At 71.2% G+C, this 26282-nt stretch carries 24 protein-coding genes and 4 pseudogenes; 16 read left to right on the top strand and 12 right to left on the bottom strand.

From position 1 onward, the window contains the following. Positions 1–5: 5 nt before the first annotated feature. The 6 genes from O7611_RS17740 to O7611_RS17715 are packed head-to-tail and all read right to left on the bottom strand — an operon-like array spanning position 6 to position 6498. The gene (locus tag O7611_RS17740; protein WP_194803227.1) at positions 6–665 is read right to left on the bottom strand and encodes a TIGR00730 family Rossman fold protein; all 660 of its coding nucleotides are present in this window, start codon (positions 663–665) and stop codon (positions 6–8) included. Beyond that, complete coding sequence (locus tag O7611_RS17735) at positions 666–1742, bottom strand: GntG family PLP-dependent aldolase (protein WP_194803228.1); 1077 nt, start codon at positions 1740–1742, stop codon at positions 666–668. Beyond that, on the bottom strand, positions 1739–2965 hold the full coding sequence (locus O7611_RS17730; protein WP_269697259.1) for an ATP-grasp domain-containing protein: 1227 nt from the start codon (positions 2963–2965) through the stop codon (positions 1739–1741). The genes O7611_RS17735 and O7611_RS17730 overlap by 4 nt, the downstream gene beginning before the upstream one ends. Next, a complete protein-coding gene (locus O7611_RS17725) occupies positions 2962–3990 on the bottom strand; it encodes a PLP-dependent cysteine synthase family protein (protein WP_269697258.1) in 1029 nt (342 codons plus the stop codon). The genes O7611_RS17730 and O7611_RS17725 overlap by 4 nt, the downstream gene beginning before the upstream one ends. Then, the gene (locus O7611_RS17720; protein ID WP_228532988.1) at positions 3972–4952 is read right to left on the bottom strand and encodes a GHMP family kinase ATP-binding protein; all 981 of its coding nucleotides are present in this window, start codon (positions 4950–4952) and stop codon (positions 3972–3974) included. The genes O7611_RS17725 and O7611_RS17720 overlap by 19 nt, the downstream gene beginning before the upstream one ends. Then, positions 4939–6498 (bottom strand): argininosuccinate lyase, encoded by a 1560-nt coding sequence (locus tag O7611_RS17715; RefSeq protein ID WP_194803229.1) that lies wholly within the window; start codon positions 6496–6498, stop codon positions 4939–4941. Before O7611_RS17715 ends, O7611_RS17720 begins: the two co-directional genes overlap by 14 nt. A gap of 333 nt (positions 6499–6831) precedes the next feature. On the opposite strand from O7611_RS17715, the gene uraD reads away from it, so the two are divergent. The 7 genes from uraD (at position 6832) to O7611_RS17680 (ending at position 12872) form a co-directional block, all read left to right on the top strand. Continuing rightward, a complete protein-coding gene (uraD, locus tag O7611_RS17710) occupies positions 6832–7323 on the top strand; it encodes a 2-oxo-4-hydroxy-4-carboxy-5-ureidoimidazoline decarboxylase (protein ID WP_194803230.1) in 492 nt (163 codons plus the stop codon). After that, positions 7323–7688 carry a hydroxyisourate hydrolase gene (gene uraH, locus O7611_RS17705; protein WP_194803231.1) on the top strand — a complete coding sequence of 122 codons (366 nt, stop codon included), beginning with the start codon at positions 7323–7325 and terminating at the stop codon, positions 7686–7688. The genes uraD and uraH overlap by 1 nt, the downstream gene beginning before the upstream one ends. Before the next feature lies 1 nt (position 7689). Next, positions 7690–8592 carry a factor-independent urate hydroxylase gene (gene pucL, locus O7611_RS17700; RefSeq protein WP_194803232.1) on the top strand — a complete coding sequence of 301 codons (903 nt, stop codon included), beginning with the start codon at positions 7690–7692 and terminating at the stop codon, positions 8590–8592. After that, positions 8589–9953 carry an 8-oxoguanine deaminase gene (locus O7611_RS17695; protein WP_269697257.1) on the top strand — a complete coding sequence of 455 codons (1365 nt, stop codon included), beginning with the start codon at positions 8589–8591 and terminating at the stop codon, positions 9951–9953. The genes pucL and O7611_RS17695 overlap by 4 nt, the downstream gene beginning before the upstream one ends. Continuing rightward, positions 9926–11272 carry an allantoinase AllB gene (gene allB / locus O7611_RS17690; protein WP_269697256.1) on the top strand — a complete coding sequence of 449 codons (1347 nt, stop codon included), beginning with the start codon at positions 9926–9928 and terminating at the stop codon, positions 11270–11272. The genes O7611_RS17695 and allB overlap by 28 nt, the downstream gene beginning before the upstream one ends. 302 nt (positions 11273–11574) lie before the next feature. After that, positions 11575–12207 carry an AMP-binding protein gene (locus O7611_RS17685; protein WP_194803568.1) on the top strand — a complete coding sequence of 211 codons (633 nt, stop codon included), beginning with the start codon at positions 11575–11577 and terminating at the stop codon, positions 12205–12207. Positions 12208–12281: 74 nt separating this feature from the next. Next, on the top strand, positions 12282–12872 hold the full coding sequence (locus O7611_RS17680) for a nucleotidyltransferase family protein (protein ID WP_194803562.1): 591 nt from the start codon (positions 12282–12284) through the stop codon (positions 12870–12872). 32 nt (positions 12873–12904) lie between these two features. On the opposite strand, the pseudogene O7611_RS17675 reads toward O7611_RS17680, so the two are convergent. The 3 pseudogenes from O7611_RS17675 to O7611_RS17665 all read right to left on the bottom strand — a co-directional run. Further along, a pseudogene (locus O7611_RS17675) lies at positions 12905–13180 on the bottom strand (transposase); the annotation flags it as partial. A 638-nt stretch (positions 13181–13818) separates the two neighbouring features. Next, positions 13819–14853 (bottom strand): annotated as a pseudogene (locus O7611_RS17670) (IS256 family transposase); the annotation flags it as partial. After that, a pseudogene (locus O7611_RS17665) lies at positions 14849–15856 on the bottom strand (trehalase-like domain-containing protein); the annotation flags it as partial. The pseudogenes O7611_RS17665 and O7611_RS17670, both read right to left, overlap by 5 nt. 150 nt (positions 15857–16006) lie before the next feature. On the opposite strand from O7611_RS17665, the gene O7611_RS17660 reads away from it, so the two are divergent. Beyond that, on the top strand, positions 16007–17020 hold the full coding sequence (locus tag O7611_RS17660; protein WP_269697254.1) for an SDR family oxidoreductase: 1014 nt from the start codon (positions 16007–16009) through the stop codon (positions 17018–17020). 49 nt (positions 17021–17069) lie between these two features. On the opposite strand, the pseudogene O7611_RS17655 reads toward O7611_RS17660, so the two are convergent. After that, a pseudogene (locus tag O7611_RS17655) lies at positions 17070–17252 on the bottom strand (NAD(P)/FAD-dependent oxidoreductase); the annotation flags it as partial. Positions 17253–17344: 92 nt separating this feature from the next. Beyond that, positions 17345–17872, bottom strand: a complete 528-nt coding sequence (locus tag O7611_RS17650; RefSeq protein WP_194802712.1) for a DUF421 domain-containing protein — start codon at positions 17870–17872, stop codon at positions 17345–17347. A 317-nt stretch (positions 17873–18189) separates the two neighbouring features. Here O7611_RS17650 and O7611_RS17645 point away from each other — a divergent pair, with 317 nt between their 5' ends. The 8 genes from O7611_RS17645 to O7611_RS17610 all read left to right on the top strand — a co-directional run bounded on the left by O7611_RS17645 (position 18190) and on the right by O7611_RS17610 (position 25811). After that, positions 18190–19224 (top strand): DUF808 domain-containing protein, encoded by a 1035-nt coding sequence (locus O7611_RS17645; protein ID WP_194802714.1) that lies wholly within the window; start codon positions 18190–18192, stop codon positions 19222–19224. A 512-nt stretch (positions 19225–19736) separates the two neighbouring features. Then, positions 19737–20300: a dihydrofolate reductase family protein gene (locus O7611_RS17640; protein ID WP_194802716.1), complete on the top strand. Its 564-nt coding sequence runs from the start codon at positions 19737–19739 to the stop codon at positions 20298–20300. A 939-nt stretch (positions 20301–21239) separates the two neighbouring features. Further along, positions 21240–21542 carry an urease subunit gamma gene (locus tag O7611_RS17635; protein ID WP_073827834.1) on the top strand — a complete coding sequence of 101 codons (303 nt, stop codon included), beginning with the start codon at positions 21240–21242 and terminating at the stop codon, positions 21540–21542. Beyond that, positions 21539–21934 carry an urease subunit beta gene (locus tag O7611_RS17630; protein WP_194802723.1) on the top strand — a complete coding sequence of 132 codons (396 nt, stop codon included), beginning with the start codon at positions 21539–21541 and terminating at the stop codon, positions 21932–21934. Before O7611_RS17635 ends, O7611_RS17630 begins: the two co-directional genes overlap by 4 nt. After that, positions 21931–23634: an urease subunit alpha gene (locus O7611_RS17625; protein ID WP_194802724.1), complete on the top strand. Its 1704-nt coding sequence runs from the start codon at positions 21931–21933 to the stop codon at positions 23632–23634. Before O7611_RS17630 ends, O7611_RS17625 begins: the two co-directional genes overlap by 4 nt. Next, positions 23634–24326, top strand: coding sequence for an urease accessory protein UreF (locus O7611_RS17620; protein WP_269697253.1), 693 nt, complete (start codon positions 23634–23636; stop codon positions 24324–24326). The genes O7611_RS17625 and O7611_RS17620 overlap by 1 nt, the downstream gene beginning before the upstream one ends. Next, positions 24316–25074, top strand: a complete 759-nt coding sequence (gene ureG, locus O7611_RS17615) for an urease accessory protein UreG (protein ID WP_332367422.1) — start codon at positions 24316–24318, stop codon at positions 25072–25074. The genes O7611_RS17620 and ureG overlap by 11 nt, the downstream gene beginning before the upstream one ends. Then, on the top strand, positions 25074–25811 hold the full coding sequence (locus tag O7611_RS17610) for an urease accessory protein UreD (protein WP_269697252.1): 738 nt from the start codon (positions 25074–25076) through the stop codon (positions 25809–25811). Before ureG ends, O7611_RS17610 begins: the two co-directional genes overlap by 1 nt. On the opposite strand, the gene O7611_RS17605 is transcribed toward O7611_RS17610, so the two are convergent. After that, positions 25798–26274: a MarR family winged helix-turn-helix transcriptional regulator gene (locus tag O7611_RS17605; RefSeq protein ID WP_194802728.1), complete on the bottom strand. Its 477-nt coding sequence runs from the start codon at positions 26272–26274 to the stop codon at positions 25798–25800. The genes O7611_RS17610 and O7611_RS17605 overlap by 14 nt on opposite strands. Positions 26275–26282 lie beyond the last annotated feature (8 nt).

Raw genomic sequence — 26282 nt, 5'->3', positions numbered from 1 at the left:
GTGGGTCACAGCGGCTCGACCGCCAGGTGGCGGCCGGCGGGGTGGAGGGAACCCACGGGTGCGGTACGGGTGGCTGCCGGGGTCGCGAACGTGGCCGACCAATGTTGCTCCAGGGTGGACAGCGCGCTGGTCGGCGTGGTGCGGACCGCGTAGAGCGGTTCGAGGCTGTTCTCTGCGTAGCCGCGCAGGTGTACGTCGGCGACCATGTTCTCGAGCTGGTCCCAGCAGCCCTCGACGTCGAGGAGAACGACCGGCTTGCGGAGCATCCCGAGGTAGCGCAGCGACAGCACGTCGAGCACCTCGTCGAGGGTGCCGTAGCCGCCGGCCAGCGCGAGGAACACATCCGCGTGTCCGAGCATGCTCTGCTTGCGATCGTTCATCGTGTGAGTCAGCTCCACCGACTGGGGTGGGGCCGCAATCGACCGCTCGCGTTCGGCGAGGAACGCCGGGATCACGCCGACGATCGGCGCGCCCGCGTGGAACGCGGACCACGCCACCGAGCCCATCAGCCCGCTACCGCCGCCGCCGTAGACGAGCCGGTGGCCCCGCTCGCCGATCAGGCGGCCGACCTCCTCGGCCGCTCGGGTCATGGCCGGGCTGACGCCCGGTCGGGCTCCGCAGAAGACGCAGACGGAGAGGGTGGGCGAGTGCTGCATGTGTGTCATTCACGCTCCTGTCGGTTGGCGGGTACCCGACGCCACGAGGGCCCGGCGGACGGCATCAGAGAGGATCGCGACAGCTCGGTCGATCTGCTCACCGGTGACGCATCGGTGGGTCACGGCACGGATGCGCCCGTGGCCCAGTTCCCCGACCCGCAGTCCTGACGACGCCGCCTCGCGCACGATCGACTGCCAGGGGAGACCGGGGTCGGCGGCGCGGAACATCACGATGTTGGTCTGCGGACGCGGGTTCTCCACCACGAGATCGCTCACGGTGGCCAGTCCGTCGGCCAGGCGGCGGGCCAAGGCGTGGTCGTCGGCGAGCTGGTCGGTCATCTCCGTCAGGGCGATCAGCCCGGCGGCGGCGACGATGCCCGCCTGGCGCATGCCGCCGCCAAGCATCTTGCGGGCCCGGCGGGCGTTGGCCACGGCGTCAGCCCGCCCGGCCAGCACCGAGCCGATCGGCGCGGACAGCCCCTTGGACAGGCACACCTGCACCGTGTCGGCTCCTCGAGCCAGCTCGGCGGCGGGCAGCCCGGCGGCCACGGCGGCGTTGAACAGGCGGGCGCCGTCCAGGTGCACCGCGACGCCGTGGTGGCGTGCCCCGGCGTACACCGCTTCCAGGTGATCCTGCGGCACCACGGCGCCGCACCGGCGGTTCTGGGTGTTCTCCAGACAGATCACGGCGGGGCGGGCGAACTGGGGATCGTCGGGATCGATCGACAGCGCGTCGACCAGGTCGGCCATCCGGAGCGATCCGTCGGCTTCGACGGCCACGGGCAGGTACCCAATGCCGCCGCACACCGAGGCGCCGGCGGCCTCATAGACGTAGATGTCCGACTCCGCCCCGACGATCGCCGTGGAACCGCGGGGCGCCTGCGCCAGGAGGGCGGCGAGGTTGGCCATCGTCCCGCTCGGCATCAGGCAGGCGCTCTCCTTGCCGAGCAGATCGGCGGCGACCTCCTCGAGGCGGCGCACGGTCGGATCCTCGCCGTACACGTCGTCGCCGACCGGCGCGGTCGCCATCGCCTCCCGCATCTTCCGGGTCGGGACGGTGAAGGTGTCACTTCGCAGCTCGATCATTCCGGCGCTACCTCCCACGCGATCTCGGCTACGGCGCGGTCGAGAATGCGCTCGACTGTCGCGGCCGATCTGCCCTTGGCGATGACGAAGCCGACACGGCCGTACGCGTCGCGCGGCGGCGCCACCGCCTGGCCGGCCTCGACGGTCAGGTGGACCTGCTGCACGCCGCGCACGCTCCGCGCCCGGTCCAGGCCGTCGATTGACAGCAGGACGCCGCGCTCCGGCGCCGTGATGAAGTGGATGCCGGCGACGCTGCGGTGCCGGGCGGTCAGCTCGACCGGCCGTCCGGTGGCCACGTGCAGTTGCTGTGTCAGCAGATCCACGCCGGTGGCGAGCCGTACCAGCTCCGGGAGCATCCCGCCGGCCAGGCGGGCGTTGACCTCGATGATCGCGGGACCGCTCGCCGTCCAGCGAACCTCGGTGTGTGCCGGGCCCTGCGCGAAGCCGAGCGCCTTGAGCGCGCGCTCGGCCGTGGCGGCCAGCTCGTCGGCGACACCGGCTGGCAGTGGTGCCGGATAGATGTGGCGCGCCTCGACGAATGACGGCGGTGACCCCACCGTCTTCGCCGTGATACCGACGCAGGTGACAGTGCCGGCGTCGCTGAAGGTCTCGACGCTGAATTCCGGCCCCGTGACGTACTGCTCCAGCAGCACGCTGCGCGGCGCGGGCTGGCCGCGAACATTGGTCTTGTTGGCCAGGATGTCCGACACCTGATGGCGGACCTCGCCGGTGTCGTGGCACAGCAGCACGCCCTGCGATCCGGAGCCGTCCACCGGCTTCACGACGCACGGCAGACCCAGTCGCGCCACCGCCCGGCCGGCCTCGGCGGCCGAGCCGACGACGACGTATGCCGGCTGCCCGACGCCATGGTGGTCGAGGACGCGGCGGACCGCGGCCTTGTCCCGGCAGGTGACCATGACCTCCCACGGGTTGCCCGGCAGGCCGAGCTCGGCCGCCACCCGGGCCACCGCGGGCAGGTAGAACTCGCTGGTGGTGGTCACCCCGGCGATCCGATCCGGCCAGCGTCCGGCGATGGCCGCGGCGAGCTGGCTGGGCGTGTTCGTGTCGCAGATCAGCAGGTCGTGCGGGATCTCCGCGAGCTGTGGGTATCGGCCGGGCGATCGGGTGACGAAGCACGGCAGCCAGCCGAGCTCGTTGGCCCGCCGGAGCGCCACCATGCCACTGCCGGTCGTGTTCGACTCGATGAAGATGACGCGTCTCACTCCAGCCTCCCCCCTGGGTAGCTGCACGACCAGGAGTGGACGGGAGTCCCGTAGGTAACCCGGGCTGGCTCCTCGGCGATCGGCTGGCGGTCCAGGCCGGTACGGCGCCAGTACTCGTCGCTGTAGACGCTCTCCCAGTAGCGGTCGCCGCGGTCGGGGAACACACCGAGGACGGTGCTGCCGGGCTCGGCGGTCCGGGCGAGGTGACGCAGGACGCAGTACACCGACCCGGACGTGTTCCCGGCGAAGATCTGCTGCTCCTGCGCCAACCGCCGGGTGGCGGAGAACGCCTCGTGGTCGTTGAGCCAGTGCACCTCGTCGAAGACGGAGTGGTCGAGGTTGGCCGGCATCAGGCTGTTGCCGAGCCCGCTCTGCAGGCGGCCGGCACGGTCGGGCTGGTGGAACAGCATGCTGCCGACGCTGTCGACGCCGACGGCGCGGACGTTTCCCCCGACCTCCCGCAATGCGCGAACCGTCCCACAGGACGAGCCGCCGCTGCCGACCGACGCCACGAGCATGTCCACGTGGTCGAGCTCGCCGAGCAGTTCGGCGGCGAGCACCGTGTAGGACTGCGGATTGCCGGGATTGCTGTACTGCTGCGGCCAGAACGCGCCGGGCAGCCGGGCGAGCAGGTCGTCGAGCAGTTCCAGCCGCGCACTCTGCCAGCCGCCGCTGGTCATCGCCGGCACGATGTGCACCTCGCAACCGAGCGAGCGCAGCTTCGCCAGCGTGATCTGGTCGATCCGTGGATCGGTGACGATGTGCACCTCGTGGCCCAGCGCCCTGCCGACCAGGGCGACGCCCAACGCCATCGAACCCGACGAGCTCTCGACTATGGGCGCGTCAGGCTTTAGTTCCCCGCTCTCGCGCGCCGCGAGGATGATGCGGCGTGCCACCCGGTCCTTCATCGCGAAGAGGTTCTGCATCTCGAGCTTCGCGTAGACAGCCACCCCGGACGACTCACCCAGCCGCAGTCTGACCAGGGGCGTGTGGCCGATGGCGTCGATCACATCCGTGGGGGCCATGTCGCCTCCTCCATGATCTGGTAGGGCTCGCGAGGACCGTGGACCTGGTCGATCCACACGGTGGGTCGTAGCGCGGCGCAGCCGCGGTGTACCAGCCGCAGACGCTCGTCGTAGTCCGGCTGGTCGGGCGAGAGCAGGATCCCGACGGCCGTGCCACTGTGCGCCACCACCACGCCGAGGCCATCGGCCGCTTCACACAGACTGACCATCGCCGGCAGCGTCTTCTTGGGGTGCAGTCGTTGGTTCATCTCGGCGCTACGGGTGGCCACCCGCCCGATTCCTGCGGCGTCCCCGAGCAGCATGGCGTGCGAGATCTGGTCCAGAAGCTCCGCGTACTCGCGCTTGTCGCGCGGTTGGAAGGGCTTGGGCAGCCGGTTGAACTGAACGGTGTCGATCTCGCCGCCCTCGTCGAGGCCGACGATGGTCAGTGGCGGCAACGGTCCCAGCCGACGGTGCAGCCGCACCTCCCGGTGACGGAACGCCACCACGTCGGAGTACATGATTCCGTCGGAGGGTTCGATGTCGCGCAGCAGCGCCTCGATGTCCTGGGGCCCGAGGGGCTGGCCGAGCGCCTGACCGACCGCGCGGGCGACCGCCACCAGGTCGGCCGAGGAACTGGCCAGCCCTTTCCCGACGGGGAGGTCGCTGGAGATGATCAGATGGCCGCCGCCGTGGTGGCCCAGCGACCGAAGCAGGCTGCGGGCCAGGAGTAGGGACTTGGTCTTGCCCGTCGGCGAGACGGTCAGCTCGGTGGCTTCGGGGTCGAGGATGACGCGTACCCGCACTCCGCGCTGGATAGGGAGCGTGACGAGGAAGTCGACGTCGTCGGGGAGAACGCCCTGCAGCAACTCGCCGAAGGTGCCGTGCGCGGTGCCGGTACCGACCTGCGGTTGCGCGCGCCCCGACGCGATCGGCGCGAGAGCGAGAGGACTTTCGGTCATCGCGTCATCACCCTTCACCATGGCTGGTCGGGTATGGGTCGTTGAAGTAGGACGGGCGGGATTCGCCGGTGGGCAGCCCGAGCTCGGAGTCGACGCTGTCGACCGCCATGGCTGCGGCGGCCTCGTATTGCGTCCAGGCCTTTGTCACGTCGGTCATCCGGCCGCGTTGCCCGTCCAGCAGGGCACGGACGTGGTGGGGATTGGCCGAGCCGGTGGACGACTTGCGGCAGAGGAGGGCCACGGGGTCGGCCACGTCGGCCAGGATCTGGTCGGCGTCGGGAATGTGATAGCCGTCCTCGGCCGCGAGCCGCCGGAGCAGGCTTCCGTCCGCCTCGCCCGGCGGTCTGCCGTCGGCGATCAACGCGCTGATGTAGCGGCCGGTCAGGACCTGAGCGGAGCGCCACGGTACCCCGTGGTGAAGGGTGAGGTCGTTGGCCAGGGCGAAGGCGCCCAGGTGCTCCTCACGGCTCCGCCCGAGCGCCCGTTGCCGGTCGAGGCGCAGGTTGTCCAGTACGGCTGTGAGCAGCCGCAGGGTGCCACGCAACCCGGACAGGGCGACAGCCTGGCCGGCGGCGGCCTCCTTGGACACCTCTACGGTGTTGCTGTACGGGGTGGACCGCTGCGCCAGGGCGACGTCAACGTACCACGAGGTGAGATGCGCCGTGCGGCCCCGGATGCGCTCCAGGATCGGATAGTTCTTCTTCTGCGGCATCGCAGACGAGATCCCCGCGAGTTCGTCGGGCAGCTCGAAGTAGCCGTACTCGGCGCCGCACCACGTCATCAGGTCGGTGACGAAGCGGCTGAGTACCACGCCGAACGTCGAGCAGGTACCGGCCACTTCCAACTGCCACAGACGGCCGGCCACGCCGACGAGGGCGTGCGGCACCGGTGCGCGCAGGCCGAGCAGCTTCGCCATCCGAGCGCGGTCCCATGGCAGGTCCTGGCCCGCCATCGCACCGCTGCCGAGCGGGGACTGGTCGATCCGCTCGTAGATCTGCTCAAGGAGCTGCACCGTGGACAGGATGTGCTCAGCGAGCGCACCGAAGTAGAAGCCGGCGGTGATGACCTGGGCCGGTTGCAGGTGCGTGTAGCCCGGCATCGGGTCATCGCTGTACCGAGCGGCCAGGCGGGTCGCGGCGGCGGCACAGTCCAGCAGGGATCGCACCAACCGGACGATCTCGGCGCGAGCCGCGAGGAGCTGCGCGGTGGCCTGAAGGTCGTTGCGGCTGCGGTCGACGTGCCAGGCCGCGGCCTGCTTGCCGGTGACGACCGCCGACACCCGCCGTTCGATGGCGAACGCCAGGTCGGAGAGGTTGGCTGTGGGATCTGCGACGAGGTCACCCGGGGTGACGGCGCTCAACGCGGCGCCAATGTCCCGGCAGACCCCGGCGTCGAGGATGCCCAGCCTGCGGTACTCCAGCAGGAGCACCTTCTCGGTCGATATGTAGTGCGGCAGGTAATGGACCAGGTCGTAGCGGAACTGCGGGTCGAGGACTTCTTCATGCACGATGGCGCTCGGTCCGAGCGCGACACGGCCGGTCATCGCCGCGGCCTGCTGGGATGTCACCCCTCAGCTCCCTTCTGGAGAAGCGCGTCGGTCTGTCGCTGATCTCCTGCAGGCCGACCGTTCGTCATGGCGGTATCGGCCACCCTTCGGCGCGCTATCACGGGCGATGGACCGACCTCACCCGCCCGGTCCGGCTCGCCTGGTCGCCCCCCGCGGACCGCAGCGTTCGTTCCAACCGGCAACAGAGGGGCGAGAGCCGGGCGATAGCAGAGGTGCAGAGACTGCCCGCGAACGATCGGCTAGGGGTGTCCCGCGGGTCTCTCCAGTGCAGGCCGCGCCCGTCGGAGATCTGCGGGACACCCCGGGGAGGGACGGAATCGACCCATGGCTCCGATGACGACACGGGTGCCGCTGGCAACCTTCAACGCCATGCCTGTCGACGCTGCGTCGGCGCTGCTGGAGACGTGCTGTCAGACCACCCGTTGGCACGCTGAGGTCTGCCGTCGTCGGCCCTTCACCTCCGTCGAGGAGCTGGCCGACGCCGCGTCGGCCATCCTGGCCGGGCTGGGCTGGCCCGACATCCACCAGGCGCTACAGGCTCACCCGCGCATCGGCAGCCCACCCCAGGGCGACGACGACGCCGACCGCATGTCACGGGACGAACAGGCCGGGGTGGGCGACACGTCGATGACGTTGGCCAACGAGGCGTACGAGGCCCGATTCGGGCATGTCTTCCTCGTCAGCGCGGCCGGCCTGTCCGGCGAGGAGATCCTCGATCGGCTGAGGGAGCGGCTCCGCAACGATCCGGACCGCGAGCAAGGCATCGTCGCAGTGGAATTGAGCAAGATCATGAGGCGCCGGCTGACCGAACTGGTGATGCCGTGATGGACTCGCCGCGCCTCGCGGCCATCGCTTGCCCGACGATCTCACTGACCACCCACATACTCGACCTGGCCCTGGGCCGCCCCGCCGTCGGCGTGGCGATCCGTCTGGAGCGGCATGATCCGCCCGGCTGGTCCCTGGTCTCCACTGGCCTCACGGGCAGCGACGGCCGCATCACCACCTGGTCGGCCCCCGTGGGGTCGGGCACCTACCGGCTGGTGGTCGACAGCGGCGCCTACTTTGAGGCGACCAGTCGCCCGACGTTCTATCCGGAGATCAACATTCAGATACGGCTGGAGTCGCTGGCGCACTACCACGTGCCGATTCTGCTGAGCCCTTACTCCTACTCCACGTATCTAGGGAGCTGACATGGCGATTCTCACCCAGAACCGGTACGGCAAGGCCGAGATTCGGCTCGTCGCGGTGGATCGCAGCGATGACCAGCATCGGCTGACCGATCTCACCGTCCACGTCGCCCTCAGCGGCGCATTCGAGGCGGCGTATCGCAGCGGGGAAAACACGACGCTGCTGCCCACCGACAGCCAGAAGAACGCCGTCTACGCGTTGGCCGCCGAGCGTGGCCCCGAGCCGGTCGAGGAGTTCGGGCTGGCATTGGGGCGCCATTTCCTCGAAGGCAATCCGGAGGTGGAGTGCGCCCAGATCCACCTCGTCCAGCACGCCTGGAACCGCCTCGGTGAACGTCACTCGTTCGCGGCCGCGGATTCCGCGCGGCGCACGGCCACTATTTCTGCCACCCGGTCCGGAGCCTCGGTCTGCTCCGGGATCGACGGTCTCATGCTGCTGAACACCACCGGCTCCGAGTTCCGCGGCTTCCGACGCGACCGGTACACCACGTTGCCGGAAGCCAGTGACCGCATCCTCGCCAGCCGGGTCCGGGCCCGCTGGGTACGCCGGTCACTCGGCGAAGTCGACTGGGACGACGAGTACACCACCGCACGTGCGTCGATGACCGCCGCCTTCGTCGACACCTACAGCACCTCGCTGCAGCAGACGTTGTTGGTGATGGGTGAGCGCGTGCTGGCGGACCGCCCCGACATCGCCCGCATCCACCTGGCCCTCAGCAACGTGCACCATCTGCCCGCGCTCAGCCTGTACGGACTGCATGGCGTCGTCGAGGAGAAGGCCCAGCGGGTGTATGTGGCCTCGGCGCAACCCCACGGGGTCATCGAAGGAACGATGACTCGCAACGACACCGACGGCCTCGCGGCGGACGACCCCGCCTGGACGGCCGCGGAGGGGTGGCCCTGGTGACCGGGGCGAGCCGGCCACTGGCGATCGAGGGCTGCGCGATCGCGACGGTGGACGCGTCCGGCACCGAATACGAGTACGGACACGTGGTCATCGAACATGGCCGCATTGCCGCAATCGGCCCGGGACCATCGCCGACCCGGGCGGACATCGCCCGGATCGACGGTCGAGGATGCTTGGCCACCCCCGGCCTGGTGAACGTTCACCATCACCTGTACCAGTGGGCGACGCGCGGATTGGCCCAGGACCACGACCTCTTCGGCTGGTTGACGTCGCTGTACCCGGTGTGGGCAGCCATCGACGCCGACCTCGTCCGTGACACGACCGCGGCCGGCCTTGCCTGGCTGGCGCTGTCGGGCTGCACGACCTCCGCCGACCACCCCTACATCTTCCCGGACCGCGTCGGGGACCTGCTGGCAGCCGAGGTGGCCGAGGCCCGGCGGATCGGCCTGCGACTGCACGTGTGCCGCGGCGCGATAGACCTCGGGCGCTCGCGGGGCGGGCTCCCGCCGGACGAGCTCGTCGAGAACAGCCACGCCTGCCTCAGCGCGATGGAGCAGGCCATCTCCGACTTCCATGATCCCAGCCCCGGGGCGATGGTGCGCGTCGCGATCGCGCCCTGCTCGCCCTTCTCCGTCAGCGCCCAGCTCATGTCGGAGAGCGCGGCGCTGGCGCGGGCCATGGGTGTTCGGCTGCACACGCACCTTGCCGAGACCATCCAGGAGGAGCACTACTGCAGGGACAAGTTCGGTGTGACGCCGGTCCGTTATCTGGAGCGCCTGGGGTGGCTCGCCGACGACGTGTGGCTCGCCCACGGCGTGCATCTGTCCGACGACGCGATCGAAACGATGGCGAAGGAGGGGGTGGCGGTGGCGCACTGCCCGAGCTCGAACGCTCGGCTGGGCGCGGGCATCGCGCCGGTGCGTCGGATGCTGGACGCCGGTATCGCGGTGGGTCTGGGCGTGGACGGTCCCGCATCCCAGGAATCCGGACTTCTCGTCGCCGAGCTGCGTCAAGCCATGTACTCGGCACGCCTGGCGGGCGGCCCCACGGCGATGTCCGCCCGGGAGGCGCTGCGGATGGGGACCATCGGCGGTGCCCGCTGCCTAGGGCGGCAGGACGAGATCGGCTCGCTGGAGGTCGGCAAGCTGGCGGACATCGCCCTGTGGCGGCTGGACACCCTGGGGCACGCCGGTATCGCCGATCCGGTAGCCGCGCTCGTCTTCGGCCCTCCTGCGGGGCTGGCCCGGCTGGTCGTGCACGGGCGGGAGGTCGTGGTCAACGGCGAGTTGCAGACCGCGGACACCACCGAACTCACCCGAGGCTTGGAGGAGTCGTGCCGTCGCCTCGCAGCCAGCCACTAGACCTGGTCGTCCGGTCCGACCGCGTCGTGACGCCGACCGGAGAGCGACCCGCCGCGGTGGGGGTCGTCGGCGGCACCATTGCGGTCATCACCGACCGGAACGCGCGCCTGGCGGCGATCGACGAGGTGGACATCGGCCGGGATGCCCTGCTACCCGGCCTGGTCGACTCGCACGTGCACGTCAACGAACCGGGGCGTACGCACTGGGAGGGCTTCGAAACCGCGACTGCCGCCGCCGCGGCGGGCGGCATCACGACCCTGCTCGACATGCCGCTGAACGCCCTACCGCCCACCACCACGGCCGCTGCGCTGGACCGCAAACGGGCCCTCGCCCGAGAGCGGTGCGCCATTGACGTCGGGTTCTGGGGCGGTGCCGTTCCAGGGAACCTCGGCAAGCTGAGCGACCTGGTCAACGCCGGGGCGTTCGGGCTGAAGTGTTTCCTGGTCGACAGCGGCGTACCGGAGTTTCCCGCCCTCACCCCGCGCGAACTGGCCGCCTGCATGCGTGAGGTACGAGCTCTGGACAGCCTGCTGCTAGTGCACGCCGAGGACAGCAGTGCCCTGCGTCCCGGGGTCGACGGCCCCTCGTACGCCGACTTCCTCGCGTCGCGCCCCGCCTCGGCCGAGGTCCGCGCGGTGGCGCTGGTCGCCCGGCTGGCAGTACAGCTCGGCACCCGGGCGCACATCGTGCACCTCTCCGCTGCCGACGCGGTCCCGGCGATCGCATCGGCCAGGAGGGCCGGCGCCCCGCTGACCGTCGAGACCTGCCCGCACTACCTGACCCTCACTGCCGAGACGATCCCCGACGGCGCGACCGAGTTCAAGTGCTGCCCGCCGATCCGCGACGCCCGCCAGCAGGAGGGCCTGTGGGAGGCGCTGGCACGCGGCACCATCGACTGCATCGTCTCGGACCACTCGCCGTGTCCGCCGGCGATGAAACACACCGACACGGGCAACTTCAACGCCGCCTGGGGAGGTATCGCCTCACTCGAACTCACCCTGGCGTTGGTGTGGACCCAGGCCCAGCGGCGCGGATTCGGCCTGGCCGACGTCGCGCGGTGGATGGCCGACGCGCCTGCGCGCATTGCCCGTATCCCCGGTCGAGGGCGCATCGCCGAGGGTTACCGGGCCGACCTGGTGTGGTTCACGCCGCGTGAACGCTTCACCGTTGATCCGCGGCGACTGCGTCAGCGCCACGCCCTCACACCGTACGCCGGGATGACCTTGACCGGGCTGGTGCGGCGCACGTGGCTCGCGGGATCGGCTCCGGGCCCGGGCGGAGGGCGCCTGCTGACAGCGCGGGCCGGCGTTCCGGCTTGACCTGCAACCGGCCCACGGACGTCGGCCCGACGCCGTGGGATTCAGACCAGTGCGAGATGAGAGAGCACATGAACGATCTGACACGGGGCTAGACGACGGTCGCCTGTCGATGGCCGTGCGTAGCCTCGAGGAGAACCACAGCACCCCGGCTGAGCGATCGACCCCGTCCCGAAGGGTGTGAGGGCATCGGGCAGGCTGACAGCCGTCCGCAGTGCCTCGACGCGGTCGGGGTCACCAACTGGTCCTCGAACAGGAAGGGCGAGTCGCCGAGTGACTCACCATCCGCCGGGGATGCGGCGAGCGTGCTGGCGCTCTTCGCCGCGTCGGTGCGGCGGCATCCCGACCGCCCGGCCGTCAGCGAGGAGAACAGGACGTTGACCTATCGCGAACTCGACGCCGCCGCGAGCCATCTCGCGCGGGCGCTGCGCGCCCGGGGAGTCCGAGGTGAGCAACGGGTCGCGGTGAACCTGCCGCGCGGCGTCGACGTCATCGTCGCCATCCTCGGCATTCTGCGGGCCGGCGGCGCCTACGTCCCGGTGGACACGTTGTACCCGGACCACCGGCGGGATTTGATGATCTCGGTCAGCGGCACCCGGTACACCATCACCTCCGCGTCGCTGACCGGGGCGAGGGTCCCGACAACACCCGCGCCGACCGTTGCCGAGCTGACCGAGGCTACGGTGTCGACCTCCGAGGTGCTGCCCGCGGTCGAGGCCGGGCGGCCGTCTCCACCACCGCCCGGCCGGGACGGTGGCACCGGGCGATCTCGCCGAGCGCCCGGCACCTTCGGCGGTGGTGGGCGTAACCGACGACCCTGGGGGAGGCCTCGCGACGGCGCCGTGCGCTTCCGACGAGCAGGAAGGTCGGGCCGCCGACCTAGGTGGGGTCCCCTGGGAAAGGACAGCATCGCCGCACAGATCATCGCCGCCTGGTGAGGCGGCAGCGGTAGCAGGCTGCCGCTGAGGGCTGGAAGGATCCACCACGAGACCCATCACCTAGGCTCGGTGGCGTGAGCGAACCTCGGGTCGCTGGGCTCTTGCTGGCGGGCGGCGCGGGGCGCCGGTACGGGATGCCGAAGGCGCTGGTCGTTGTCGACGGTCGCCGGCTGGTCGAGCGCGGCCTCGCGACGCTGCGCGACGCGGCCTGCGATCCAATCGTCGTGGTGTTGGGCGCGGCGGCGCAGCAGGTGCGTTCCAGCACCGACCTGTCCGGCGCGACTGTGACGGACAATCCCGAGTGGCACACGGGCATGGGGTCTTCGCTGCGGGCCGGGCTGGCCGCACTGGCGGCATTCCCGGTGGAGGCGGTCGCCGTGCTGCTGGTCGACACACCCGGCGTCACCGCAGCCGCGGTCCGGCGTTTGCGTAGACTCGGCGGCTCCACCGGGCTGGCGGTCGCCACGTACCACGGCCAGCCCGGGCATCCCGTATTGCTTGGGCGCTACCACTGGCCGGCAGTGTCGGCGATGGCGGTCGGCGACGCAGGCGCGCGCCGCTACCTCGCCGCGCATGCCGATCTGGTGACCCATGTGCCCTGTGAGGACATCGCGGACGGAACCGACCTCGACGTTCCGCTCGGCAGCCAGGCCAAGATCGATTGAACCGCCGTCGGGATCTCCTGCGCAGTACCGATCAGGTAGCCTGACAGGTCACTGGCCACCGCCCGACGCAGGATCTCGTTTCCTGCTCCAGGAGTTTGTCACGCCGCCGCAGCTCCCGCAGCTCCGCCGACTCGGAACTGGTGGTGCCGGAGCGGATCCCGTCATCGGGCGTAGGCGAACTTCAACCAACGGTGCAGGCACCGCTCGGAGGTCCCGAAGTCCTTCGCAATCTGTGCGATCGGCGCCTCACCCTTGCGAGCAACCGCAGCCACGTCACGGCCGAACTCCGGCGGGATCGCTGTCGGCATGGCAACGACCGGTCCGGAGATGGCGCCACCAAGCCCGAGCCCAGAGCCAGCCACTGTGCCCGACAAGCCCTCCGCCGGACCCTGACCAACAGTTCCGGATGGAGCACTGGGGGTGGTGTGCCGCTTCAAAGATCGCGGCACACCACCCGCACCAATCAACCGAAAGCACGGGGGCGACCCTCGGTTGAGGTGGCGCACCTTGCCTGCCACGGGCAAACAAGTGCTAGTGGTGCCGAGCGGAATGGCCAACGCTGGCCCGTACAAGACGGGATTACGACGACCCGTGCGGCTCAAAGTGGAGCTTGGTGATCGCCGCTATCGGCTAGGCATCAACCGGCTATGCCGCCACCTTTCGTCCGAGCCGTCGACCTCTCGGACCGCCGCTGGCGCGAGCCTGCCTGCTTGCGGCCGGCCCGTACGACGCCAGTCACCCGCGCCCAGGTCGCACGAAGTCGGCGGGGAGGAGTACTGGTGTGATCACCACGGAGTGCTACGGGGCACGCCGGGGCGCGATCATCGTGCAGCAACAAGAGACCACCCGACGTGTCTGCCGGCATGGGCGGTTGGGTGCGAAGGCTGTGGGGGTCACGTCCGCGCTGGTGGTGTAAGAGACGGCCATCGTGTGATCCGGTCTGATGCTATGCGGCGATCGGGGTGGGGTCGGGTTGGTCGGTGTCGTGTTGGCTGGTGTCGATGGTGATCAGGCGGGCTTTGGCGAGGAGTTCCAGGCCCATGTAGCGGCGTCCTTCGGTCCATTCGTCGGTCTGTTCGGCCAGGACGGCGCCGACGAGGCGGATGATCGCCGCCCGATTCGGGAAGATCCCGACGACATCGGTGCGCCGGCGGATCTCCTTGTTCAGGCGTTCCTGCGGGTTGTTCGACCAGATCTGACGCCAGATCTCGCGCGGGAAACTGGTGAACGCGAGGAGGTCGTCGCGGGCGGCGTCGAGATGCTCAGCGGCGGCCGGGAACTTCGCCTCAATCGTGGCGACGACCCGCCGGAACTGCGCGTGGACGGCGTCGGTATCAGGCTGGTCGAAGATCGTGCGGACCAGGGTGGCGATCCACGGCTGCGCGGACTTCGGCACCTTCGTGAGCAGGTTGCGCAGGTAATGGGTGCGGCACCGCTGCCAGGTAGCGCCGGGCAACGCCGCGCCGATCGCCGCGACGAGGCCGCGGTGGGCGTCGGAGATGACGAGCTGGACGCCGGACAGTCCGCGGGCGGTCAGCGATCGCAGGAACGCCAGCCAGCCGGCGCCGTCCTCGTCCGAGGCGACGTCGACGCCGAGGACTTCCCGTTGACCGTCGGCGTTGACCCCGACCGCAATCAGGGCGTGGACATTGACGGTGCGTCCGGCCTCGCGGACCTTCATCGTCAACGCGTCCATCCACACGAACGTGTAATGCCCAGAGTCGAGGGGCCGGTTGCGGAACGCCTCGACCTGGGCGTCGAGGTGGGCGGCCATCTCCGAGACCTGCGACTTCGACAACTGCCGGATCCCGAGCTGCTCAACCAGCTTCTCCACCCGCCGCGTCGACACCCCGAGCAGATAGCTCGTGGCCACGACCGAGACCAAGGCCTGCTCGGCCCGCCGCCGGTGGGTGAGCAGCCAGTCGGGGAAGTAGCTGCCCTGACGAAGCTTGGGAATCGCCAGGTCAATCGTCCCCGCCCGGATACCCGGGCAGGCCGTCCAGCGGCTGTTCCCGCGGCACCGGCTCCCCGCCGACCGTGTACGCCGGCGCGAGCCCGTCGCCCTCGGCCAGCACCCGATCGGTCAGGAACGAGACGGCATCGTCGAGCAGGTCGTGACTCCCGACCAGCGCGGCGGCCTGACCGGCGAAGGACTGGTCACGGATCCACGCGTACCGGTAGTCGTAGTTGCGCCCCGCCATCGCCCGCTCCGGCAGCGCGGTGGTGGCGGCGGCGACCATGCCACCACCCGGGCGGGTCATCCCGCGCAGCACCGCGTAGGCCAGCGTGGCATCCCGGGCGGCCGGCCCGGCCAGCGACGGGACCACCGACGCCCAGTGATGCTCAGTGGTGCGCCACAGTTCCCCGGGCGACTCGCACGGCTGGTCCAGCCGCCCGGCGGCCAGCTCCAGCACCAGATCGTGTCGGCCACCCGCCGGGACCGTCAGCTCACCGGCCAGGAAGCCCTGCCGGTCCGGGCGCAGCCGGCCACCGCCCTGCAACCGCAGGTGGAGCCCACCCGTACGGGCCAGCCACCTCTCGCCGTCGCGGATCACGTTCCGAACCGGTTCCCGGCCGAAGCCGGCCCGCGGGTCGAGCACGACCCGCACTCGCGCCGGCCGATCGAGCGCGCGAACCTGCCGCAACAGGACGAGCCGGCCCGTTTCACCGGGGAAGACCAGCGCCTCGCGGGACTCGACGATGCCGTCTCCGGTGACCCACCGGCTGCGCCAGATCAGCGATCCCGGCTCGTAGTGACCGCCCCAGACGAACCGGTCGGCCGCCGGTGCGACCAGGAACCGGCCGGCCCCACCGAGCAGTGCGCTGAACACCGCCGGATCGGACCACCCGGGCGCGCACAGCCACGCGACGTCCCCGCCCGGGCCGACGAGCGCGCCCCGGTGCCCGTCGGCGATCAGCGCGTAGTCCCGCAGCACCGCCGGGGTGGTACCGCCGGCCGGCTGGGCGGCATCCGCTGCGGCCATGACCTTCGCCCCTTCTCCCGGTGTTCGTGCCGTGCGGTACCCGTCCGTCCCGCGCTGACACGCGACCGGGGCGCAAATCGGCGCGCCGCGGTGACTGGGTCGACCAGCGACGGGTAGTGCGGGCAGCAGGACACGACGACGGGAGGCGAGATGGGCATGCGACGGCAGGACATCCAGGTCGCGGTGGTGACCGGAGCCAGCGCGGGCGTGGGCCGCGCCACCGTACGGCTGCTCGCCCGGCGCGGCATCGCCATCGCGATGCTGGCCCGCGGCCGCGTCGGGCTCGACGCCGCCGCCGAGGAGGTACGCGCCGCCGGCAGTCGCGCCCTGCCGATCGAGGTCGACATGGCCGACCACGACCAGGTCGTCGACGCAGGCCGGCGCGTCGAGACGGAGCTGGGCCCCATCGATCTGTGGATCAACGACGCGTTCAGCTCCGTGTTCGCGCCGTTCCAGCAGACCCGCCCCGAGGAGTTCCGCCGCGCCATGGAGGTCACCTACCTCGGCTACGTGCACGGCACCCGTGTCGCCCTGTCCCACATGACCCCCCGCAACCGGGGCACCATCGTCCAGGTCGGCTCCGCGCTGGCCTACCGGGGCATCCCCCTGCAGGCGGCCTACTGCGGGGCGAAGCACGCCATCGTCGGATTCACCGAGTCGCTGCGCTGCGAGCTGCTGCACGAGCACAGCAAGGTCAAGGTGACCATGGTGCACCTGCCGGCGGTGAACACCCCGCAGTTCGACTGGCTGCTGTCCCGGCTGCCCCGGCACGCCGAGCCGGTACCCCCCATCTACGAGCCGGAGGTGGCCGCCCGCGCGATAGTCGCCGCCGCGGACCGGCCGCGCCGCCGCGAGTACTGGGTCGGCGCCTCCACAGTGCTGACCATCCTCGGCAACCGGGTCGCACCCGGGCTGCTGGACCGCTACCTGGCCCGTACCGGCTACAAGTCCCAGCAGACCGGCCGTCCCGCCGATCACGACCGGCCGAACAACCTCTGGCACCCCCTCGACGGGCCCGGCGGTCACGACTACGGCGCGCGGGGCGCCTTCTCCTCCCGGGCGCACGGCCGCAGCCCGCAGGCATGGCTCTCCCGGCACCGGGTGGGGGTGGCCGTCGGCGTGCTCGGGACTGCGGCCGGCGTCCTCGCCTGCCGCCGGAACTGATCACCCTTCGCCTGTGGTCCCGCGACCACCGACCGCACCACCCCGGTTGGCGCCGCCCGTGCCGATCCAGGTCGAGCGCGCGTAGCGCCGGCGAAGCCGCTGCCGGCGGGTAGAACGCGCTGAACAGATCGGTGGTGAAGCCGGGCCCCAGCACCTCCGCGGAACGCACTGCCCAGCCCGGCACGTCGTCCGCCTCCAGCACGAGGACGTGCCACCCGGCGTCAACCAGCAGGTTGGCGGTCGCACCCGCCCGTGCTCATCGGGCCAATCCTGTCTGTCCAGACACGTCCTGGCGTTCCCCGGCGCCACCGCCGAAACGAGCGGTCACCCACCGGGCGGCGCCGCCGCGTCGGGCACGTCGGCAAGACTGCTGCCGTCTCCGAGGCGGCCGCGGGTGATGACGCTGAGGCTCCCGTCGGTCTCCAGCACCACCGCCTCGAGGTCACCCAGATCGCCAGTGCCCTGGCTACGCGCGGCTTGCCGGATCTCGCTCTCCGCCACCCGGACGCTGCGCATGGTTTCGTACCGGAGATGTCCGTCCCGCAGCAGCAGGGTCGGGCGTGCCTTGAGCAGCCGCTGCGACGGCGGCCAACGGACCGCGAGCAGCGCGGCCCCGTACTGCAGGCCGACCAGCAGCGCCAACGCGAGGATCCCCTCGACCAGGGAGACGTCCCGAGACAGCAGGATTGTCGCCAGCGTCGAACCCAGTGCCACCGTGACCACGAAATCGAACGCGTTGAGCTTGGACAGCGTTCGCTTCCCGGACACCCGCAGGATCACCACCAGCGCCGGGTAGACGAGCAGCGCGACGACGAGTAGACGCAGCAGGTCCGCGGGGTTCTTCCACACCATGCCGGGGAGCTACCCACGAGGTCCGGTCCCTATCCAGCGCGGTGGTTTCTTTCTGCCGGTGCCCGTCACGGCGGGCACGGCGGCGGCTTGCAGCCCAGCCAGGATCCGGGCCCAGGTGCCATCACGCTGCCAGCAAGGGAACCATCGATACAGCGTCGGCTACGGGGCGTCGTTGGCGGCGGGTCGTCGGCTGGGAACGATAGCCGCTCACCTCGAGCTCTCGCCCGACATGCGACCGGCGGTGGCGTGCCGCGCACGGGGACCTGAGCGAGAATGGGCCAGTTCGAACTCTGCGCAACCCTGGAAGGACTCCTCCCTTGGCCGGTGGACTCGTAGCCCTGCTTGATGACGTGGCGGTGCTGGCCCGAGCCGCTGCCGCGTCGATCGATGACATCGGGGCGGCCGCCGCGAAGGCCGGCGCCAAGGCTGCGGGCGTCGTCGTCGACGATGCTGCCGTCACGCCGCAGTACGTACGGAGCCTGGCGGCCGAGCGTGAGTTGCCGATCATCAAGCGCATTGCCCTGGGGTCGCTGCGCAACAAGTTCTTCATCATCCTGCCGGCGGTGCTGCTGCTCAGTCAGTTCGTGCCCTGGCTGCTCACTCCGATCCTCATGCTCGGCGGCGCCTACCTCTGTTACGAAGGCGCGGAGAAGGTGTGGGCCAAGATCGCCCATCACGATGCCCACGGCGCGGGCGAGGAAAAGGTGCAGGACGAGACGACACTGGTGTCCGGGGCGGTACGAACCGACCTGATCCTCTCGGCGGAGATCATGGTCATCGCCCTCAACGAGGTGATCGATGAGGCGTTCTGGTCCCGCCTGGTGATCCTGGCTGTCGTCGCCGTCGTCATAACCGTTCTGGTGTACGGCGTGGTGGCCCTGATCGTAAAGATGGACGACGCCGGGCTGCGCCTGTCGCAACGTTCCGGCGCCGTCGCCACGTTCGGCCGCGGTCTGGTGAGGGCGATGCCGGTAGTCCTCACCGTGCTGACGGTAGTCGGCACCGCGGCGATGCTGTGGGTGGGCGGGCACATCCTGCTGCTGGGCACGAACGAGCTGAACCTGCACTTCCTGTACGAGGCCGTGCACCACGTGGAGGTCGCCGCCCACGACGCCACGGGTGTTCTCGGCGGGCTCGTCGGCTGGCTCGTCAACACGGTGGCCAGCGCGATCCTCGGGCTGATCGTCGGAGCGCTGGTCGTGCTGGTCATGACTCTCACGCTCCACCGCCGCAAATCCAAGGCTGCGACTGCGGCGGCGGCCACGACTCGTACTGACGCCACCGTCCCCGCGCAGCCGAGCCGTGCAGCTCAACGTCGCGACGCTCCCGCGGACCGCGCGCCGCGCGGTTGACCGCGAAATCATCGCACTCAAAGACCGAACTGTGGCCTATTGCTGCTATGTCGACCGAAGGTGTCGGATTCGGGCAGGGGTGTTCGTAGTCAGGGTGAGGGGCAGCCTGCGAGCGTGCTGTCGCGGTGACAGGAGGTGATGGGTGATGCACCCGTGCGTCGAGGTCTGCCGCATGTTCGATCTCGTCGGCCCATTGCCACCGTGACCTTCTCCGAGGCGCCGAACGAGGCATCCTGGCCGTCGTCATGTGCGATTACCGGAGACGGCTACTTCGCGGGCCGGGCCGCGCTGCTGGGGCTGGTGACGGCGCAGGGATGCACGCGGTCGTCGGCAACGTGCGGGTGGCCGATCGACCTTGCCGCCTGGGCCGTGGTCAGCGCGCCGACCACGGGCCGGGCTCTGTATGCCGGCTCCGGGCACTCGATGTGCCGGAGGAGCCGGGCCCGGCTTCATGCGTTCACCACGCTGACGAGTGTCCAGGCTGTTGCGGTTGATCATTGAGAGGTAGGGGCATGACAAAGCTGATATATGTGAACAACGTGTCGCTTGACGGCTACATGGAGGACGAAAGCGGCGCGTTCGCCTGGTTGCCGATGGACGACGAGGTGTTCGTTGTCTACACCGATCTCCTGCGGTCCGTGGGCACGTTTCTCTATGGGCGGCGACTGTACGAGGCGATGGCGGTCTGGGAGACCGACGCCGCTCTGGCCGCGCAGTCCGACCTCATGGCCGACTTCGCAAGCGCCTGGCAGGCAGCGGGAAAGGTCGTGTACTCCACGACCCTCGCCGCGGTGTCGACCGCCGATACCCGACTCGAACGCCGCTTCGACCCCGCTGCGGTACGCGAACTGAAGGCCACGGCCAGTAGCGATCTCACCGTTGGAGGTGCACACCTCGCGGCGCAGGCTCTTGAGGCCGGGCTGGTCGACGAGTGCCAGCTGTTCGTCTGGCCCGTGGTCGTCGGCGGGGGTAAGCCGGGCCTGCCGACCGGCATGCGCGTCGACCTCGAACTCCTCGATGAGCGCCGATTCCGAAACGGCGTCGTACGCCTCCGCTACCGCCCTCTCGGGCAGTGAACGACGGCCCCGCCCCGATCGCCAGCGCTTGCTCGACGGCGCAGCGCTGACGGCTGATCCGGCCGGACGAGGTCGACCATCGCCAACTCCGGTTGCGTCTCGTTGCAGTGTGCGGGGGCGTCAAGCGCCGCGTCGGGACGGCGGTGGCGATCCTGGCCTCCGGGCGGGCCTCGACCGGCCGAGGTGGACTGCTGGTCGACCGCCTCCAGGACCGGGTCGTGGTCGGCGTCAGCGATCCCCGGACGCGCGGCGCGCGGCCTGGTCAGCTTCGTCGGGTGCGCCCCGCCCGGCGCCGATGGGTCTGTGCCGCCGATGCTGCACGGCCGCGCCACCCCGCGATGTGGGCGAGCGATCCGGCGTGACCTCCCGGAGCACATCGGAGAGGGCCGCGCCCTCGGGAAAGTCCTCGTGACCGTCGTCTGACCGGCGGCATCCGGATCCACCGCTGTCGAGGCGTGCCGCCCCGTGAGTGCGGTCGGTAGATGCAGGTCAGCAGTCGCTGGCCGGACGCCGCCGTCAGCCGATTTCGCCGGCTCCAGGAGCGACGAGCCGTTGTCCGGCAGCCTGCGCGACCGTTCATCCCAGCTCGTCCGCGGCAGCCCGATCACGAGCCGGAATCGGGGGAGCAACCGTGGGGCGGCCCGGCGTCGAGTCGACCCGGCGCCGGCGCGGTTCGATCCCTCATCCCGAGCACACTGTTGCCCCCGCCGCCGGCGATCCTCTACGGTCGGTTGAAGCGGTGGGCGGTGCGGTCCGCATCCGACCGACACCGCCGGGAGCCCGTCGCGCGGGCCGGGATGGTGGAGTCCCGGGCCACCCCGCCGGCGGTCGTCGCGGCGGTCGTGTGACTCCAGCTCGTACTCCGGGTGGTGCTGCCCGGCGCGGCTTCGCGCGGAGCCGACGGCGAGCGGGCCACGCCGATCCCCACCGGAGAATCCCGTGTTCCTCAGCCCGCACGAGCAGGACCGCCTGCTCGTCCACGTCGCGGCCGACGTCGCTCGCCGCCGCCGCGAGCGCGGCCTGCGACTCAACTATCCCGAAGCCGTCGCGATCATCGTCGCCTTCCTGCTCGAAGGGGCCCGCGACGGACGGTCGGTGGTCGACCTGATGTCCGCCGGCCGGACGGTGCTCGGCCGCGAGGACGTCCAGGACGGCATCCCCGAGATGCTGAGGGAGGTGCAGGTGGAGGCGACGTTCCCGGACGGTACCAAGCTCGTGACGGTGCACCACCCGATCCCGTGATCCCCGGGGAGATCCTGCCGGCGGCCGGACCGGTCGAGATCAACGTGGGCCGGCCGGTGACCACAGTGGTCGTGGTAAACACCGCCGACCGTCCGGTGCAGGTCGGCTCGCACTACCACTTCGCCGAGGCCAACCCGGCGCTGGCGTTCGACCGGGCCGTCGCCTGGGGCCGGCGTCTCGCCGTTCCGGCGGGTACCTCGGTCCGGTTCGAGCCGGGCGTGAGCCGCGTCGTCGAGCTGGTCCCGCTCGGCGGCGCCCGCGTCGTACCAGGCCTCCGCGGCGAGTGCGCCGGACCGCTGGACGGGGCGTCACCGCCAGCGCCGGAAACAGCCGCGCCGGGAACAGCCGCGCCGGGAACAAATGCGCCGACAACAGGCGGGCCGGCGCGGTGAGCGCCGTGCGGCGGGACCGCTACATCGACCTGTACGGGCCGACCACCGGCGACCGCATCCGGCTGGCCGACACGAGCCTGCTGATCGAGGTGGAGACCGACCACTGCGTGGGCGGCGACGAGGCGGTCTTCGGCGGCGGGAAGGTGATTCGCGAGTCGATGGGCCAGTCGCGGGCGACCCGCGCCGAGGGCGCCCTCGACACCGTCGTCACCGGCGCGGTGGTGCTCGACCACTGGGGCGTGGTCAAGGCCGACGTGGGTCTGCGCGACGGGCGGATCGTCGCGCTGGGCCGGGCCGGCAATCCGGACACCATGCCCGGCGTCCACCCTCAGCTGGTCATCGGCCCGGCTACCGAGGTCATCGCCGGGAACGGCCGGATCCTCACGGCCGGCGCCGTCGACACCCACGTGCACTTCATCTGCCCGGAGATCGTCACCGAGGCGCTCGCAAGCGGCATCACCACACTCGTCGGCGGCGGCACCGGCCCCGCCGAGGGCACCCGGGCCACGACTGTCACCCCGAACGCCTGGTACCTGGCCCGCATGCACGAGGCGCTGGACACGCTGCCGGTCAACGTGCTGCTGCTCGGCAAGGGCAACACCGTCTCGCCGGAGGCGCTGTGGGAGCAGTTGCGCGCCGGCGCGGGCGGTTTCAAGCTGCACGAGGACTGGGGCACCACACCGGCGGCGATCGACGCCTGCCTGCGGGTGGCGGACGCCTCCGGGGTGCAGGTGTCCATTCACACCGACACCCTCAACGAGGCCGGTTTCGTGGCCGACACGCTGCAGGCTATCGCCGGCCGGGCCATCCACTCGTACCACACCGAGGGTGCGGGAGGCGGGCACGCGCCGGACATCATCACGGTGGCCGGCGAGCCCAACGTGCTGCCGTCGTCGACCAACCCGACCCGGCCGTACACCGCCAACACCCTCGCCGAGCACCTGGACATGCTGATGGTCTGCCACCATCTCAACCCGTCCGTGCCGGAGGACCTGGCCTTCGCCGAGAGCCGTATCCGGCCGTCCACCATGGCCGCCGAGGACCTGCTGCACGACCTCGGCGCGATCTCCATCATCGGCTCCGACTCGCAGGCGATGGGCCGGGTGGGCGAGGTGATCCTGCGAACCTGGCAGAGCGCCCACGTCATGAAGGAGCGGGTCGGCGCGCTGCCCGGCGACGGCGCGGCCGACAACCACCGGGCCCGCCGGTACGTGGCGAAGTACACCATCTGCGCGGCGATGGCGAACGGGCTGGACCGGGAGATCGGCTCGGTCGAGCCGGGCAAGCTGGCCGACCTGGTGCTGTGGGATCCGGCGTTCTTCGGCGTACGACCGCACCTGGTGCTCAAGGGCGGCATGATCGCGTACGCCCAGATGGGTGACGCCAACGCGTCCATCCCGACGCCGCAGCCGATGCTGCCGCGACCGATGTTCGGGGCGTACGGCGCCGCGGCGTCTGCGACCAGCCTGGCGTTCGTCGCGCCCGCCGCCCTCGACGCCGGGCTGCGCCTGGACGTACGGCGAAGGGTGGTGCCCGTCGCGGACGTGCGCTCGCGGGGCAAGGCCGACCTGCCGGAGAACGACGCGATGCCCCGGATCGAGGTGGACCCGGACACCTTCACCGTGCGGATCGACGGTCAGGTGGTGGAGCCGGACCCGGTGCCACGCCTGCCGATGGCCCAGCGGTACTTCCTGTTCTGATGGCCACGTCGAGCCTGCTCCTGCTGCTGGCCGACGGTCGTTTCCCGGCCGGCGCGCACGCCCACTCCGGCGGCCTGGAGGCCGCCGTCGCCGCCGGCCGGGTCACCGGCCTGGCCTCGTTGGAGGCGTTCCTGGCCGGCCGGCTGGCCACCGCCGGGCTGGTCGGTGCGGCGTTCGCGGCGGCGGCGCACCGGGCGGTGACCTCGGCCGGTCCCGCCGTACGCGGGTCCACGCTGGCGTCGCTCGACGCGGAGCTGGACGCCCGGACGGCGGCGCCGGCGCTGCGCACGGTGTCCCGTCGCCAGGGACGTGCTCTGCTGCGCGCGGGCCGGGCCATCTGGCCGGAGGCGCCCTTCGACGACCTGCCCGCCACACCTGGCGGGGCACACCAGCCGCTTGTGCTCGGGCTGCTGTGCGCCACCGCCGGTCTGAACCGCGCCGAGACCGCCACGGTCGCCGCCCACGGGACGGTGACCGGTGCGGCCAGTGCGGCCGTTCGCCTGCTCGGCCTCGACCCGTACCGGGTCCAGGCCCTGCTTGTGGGTCTCGCCGGCCGGTGCGACGGCACGGCCGCCGCGGCGGCCCGGGCCGCCGACGACCCACCCGAGTGGCTGCCCGCGGCGGCCGCGCCCCTCGCCGACATCCATGCCGAAGCTCATGCCACCTGGGAGGTGCGTCTCTTTGCGTCCTGACACCCTTGCGTCCGAGGCCGACCGGAATCCCGCCCCGCACGACGAGACTGTTCCGCACACCCACCCCGAACCGGGCGTGGACCCGCATCCGCCGCTGACACTCCCCGGCCGGGCGCTGCGCGTCGGCATCGGCGGACCGGTCGGGTCCGGCAAGACCGCCCTGGTGGCGGCCCTGTGCCGGGCGTTCGCCGGGGAGCTGCGACTCGGCGTGGTCACAAACGACATCTACACGACCGAGGACGCCGACTTCCTCAAGCGGGCCGGCGTGCTGGACCCGGCCCGGATCCGCGCCGTGGAGACCGGTTGCTGCCCGCACACCGCCATCCGGGACGACATCGGGGCCAACCTCGACGCCGTGGACGAGTTGGCCGAGGCGGTCGGCCCGCTGGACCTGGTGCTTGTCGAGAGCGGCGGGGACAACCTGACCGCCACCTTCAGCCGGGGCCTGGTGGACCGGCAGATATTCGTGGTCGACGTGGCCGGCGGGGACAAGGTGCCGCGCAAGGGCGGACCCGGTGTGACGTCCGCCGACCTGCTCGTGATCAACAAGACCGACCTGGCCCCGATGGTGGGCGCGGACCTTTCCGTCATGGACCGGGACGCGCGGGCCCGGCGCGGCGACCTGCCGACCGTTTTCCTGTCGATCGTCGGCGACACGGCGGCGGGGCCGGTCGCCGACTGGATCCGCCACGAACTGGCCCACCACGCGGCAGTGCATCCGGTCGCCGCGCGGGGCGGCCCGGCCTGATGCGCGCGTACGCCCGGCTGGCGGCCCGGGCCGACGGCCGGGGCGGCACGGTACTCGCCGAGCTGCGCGGTGAGACGCCGCTGCTGCTGCGACAGACCCCCGGCACCGGTCGTGCCGTGACCGTGTACGTCGTCGGCGGGGCGGCCGGCCCGCTCGCCGGCGACGACCTGCGGCTGGACATCGACGTGGGACCGGGGGCGGCGGTGCGGATACACACCGTCGCCGCCTCGGTCGCACTGCCCGGCCGGCCCGGCGTCGTGTCGCGGATGGCGGTCCGCGCCGTGGTGCACGACGGCGGCGCACTGCACTGGCTGCCCGAGCAACTGGTCGCGGCGGCCGGCTGCGCGCATCTCGCCGAGTCCCGGGTGGAGCTGGCCGCCGGGGCGAGGCTGACCTGGCGCGACGAGGTGATCTGCGGCCGGTACGGCGAGGCGCCGGGCGGCGCCGTCGTCCACACCCGGGTCGACTACGACGGCCGGCCGCTGCTGCGCCAGTCGCTGGCCGTGGGACCGGGTGCGCCCGGCTGGGCCGGCCCCGCGGTGCTCGGCGGCGCACCGGCCACCGGGTCGCTGCTGGTGGTGGACCCGTCGCTTCTCCACGAGACCGCGACGGTCGAGGGCACAGTCGCCCGGCTGCCCCTGGCGGGTGGCCCGGCGACACTGTGGACCGCCACCGCTGCCGACGCGCACACGCTGCGCGCCCACCTCGAAGGCGAGCCGCTGCTCACCGAGGTGTAGGGAGGCGAAGGCCGGCCGCCTCGGCGTTGTCGCGGCGACCCGCCGGGTCGAGGCGGGCGATCAGGTCGGCGAGATGGTCGAGCAGGGCGGTGCCGGCCGGTACGCCCGCCTCGGCGAGGCAGGTCCGGACCCGCTCGTCGAGGCGGGCGTGCTCGCGGCGGCCCCGGGTGGTCAGGTAGGCCCGGATACGTCTGCGGTCCAGCGGGTCGATCCGCCGGAACACCAGGTTACGGTCGACGAGCTGGTCGACCAGCTTGGTGAGGGTCCCGGGCGGCAGCGACGCCTCGGCGGACACCTCGCTCATCGGATGGCCCTGACCGTCGGCGAGCAGGCAGAGCACCCGCCACGCCTCGGTGGTCAGGTCGTCGTCGGCCAGCACGGCGGCCAACCGGCGGGAGAGCAGCCGTTCGGCGCGGGTGAGCGAGCGCAGCAGATCGGCTGGCGCCCCGGGCACGTCTGACATGGAACTCC

This window comes from Micromonospora sp. WMMC273, from assembly GCF_027460285.1.
Classification (GTDB): Bacteria; Actinomycetota; Actinomycetes; order Mycobacteriales; family Micromonosporaceae; genus Micromonospora; species Micromonospora aurantiaca.
Note: the sequence above shows the minus strand (reverse complement) of the source record. Positions and strands in the feature narration are given on the sequence as shown.

Coding starts and splice junctions, on each gene's coding strand:
- O7611_RS17740 (WP_194803227.1), bottom strand. CDS start 665: ATGACACACATGCAGCACTCGCCCACCCTCTCCGTCTGCGTCTTCTGC.
- O7611_RS17735 (WP_194803228.1), bottom strand. CDS start 1,742: ATGATCGAGCTGCGAAGTGACACCTTCACCGTCCCGACCCGGAAGATG.
- O7611_RS17725 (WP_269697258.1), bottom strand. CDS start 3,990: ATGGCCCCCACGGATGTGATCGACGCCATCGGCCACACGCCCCTGGTC.
- O7611_RS17720 (WP_228532988.1), bottom strand. CDS start 4,952: ATGGTGAAGGGTGATGACGCGATGACCGAAAGTCCTCTCGCTCTCGCG.
- uraD (WP_194803230.1), top strand. CDS start 6,832: ATGACGACACGGGTGCCGCTGGCAACCTTCAACGCCATGCCTGTCGAC.
- uraH (WP_194803231.1), top strand. CDS start 7,323: ATGGACTCGCCGCGCCTCGCGGCCATCGCTTGCCCGACGATCTCACTG.
- pucL (WP_194803232.1), top strand. CDS start 7,690: ATGGCGATTCTCACCCAGAACCGGTACGGCAAGGCCGAGATTCGGCTC.
- O7611_RS17660 (WP_269697254.1), top strand. CDS start 16,007: ATGGGCATGCGACGGCAGGACATCCAGGTCGCGGTGGTGACCGGAGCC.
- O7611_RS17650 (WP_194802712.1), bottom strand. CDS start 17,872: ATGGTGTGGAAGAACCCCGCGGACCTGCTGCGTCTACTCGTCGTCGCG.
- O7611_RS17640 (WP_194802716.1), top strand. CDS start 19,737: ATGACAAAGCTGATATATGTGAACAACGTGTCGCTTGACGGCTACATG.
- O7611_RS17620 (WP_269697253.1), top strand. CDS start 23,634: ATGGCCACGTCGAGCCTGCTCCTGCTGCTGGCCGACGGTCGTTTCCCG.
- O7611_RS17610 (WP_269697252.1), top strand. CDS start 25,074: ATGCGCGCGTACGCCCGGCTGGCGGCCCGGGCCGACGGCCGGGGCGGC.
- O7611_RS17605 (WP_194802728.1), bottom strand. CDS start 26,274: ATGTCAGACGTGCCCGGGGCGCCAGCCGATCTGCTGCGCTCGCTCACC.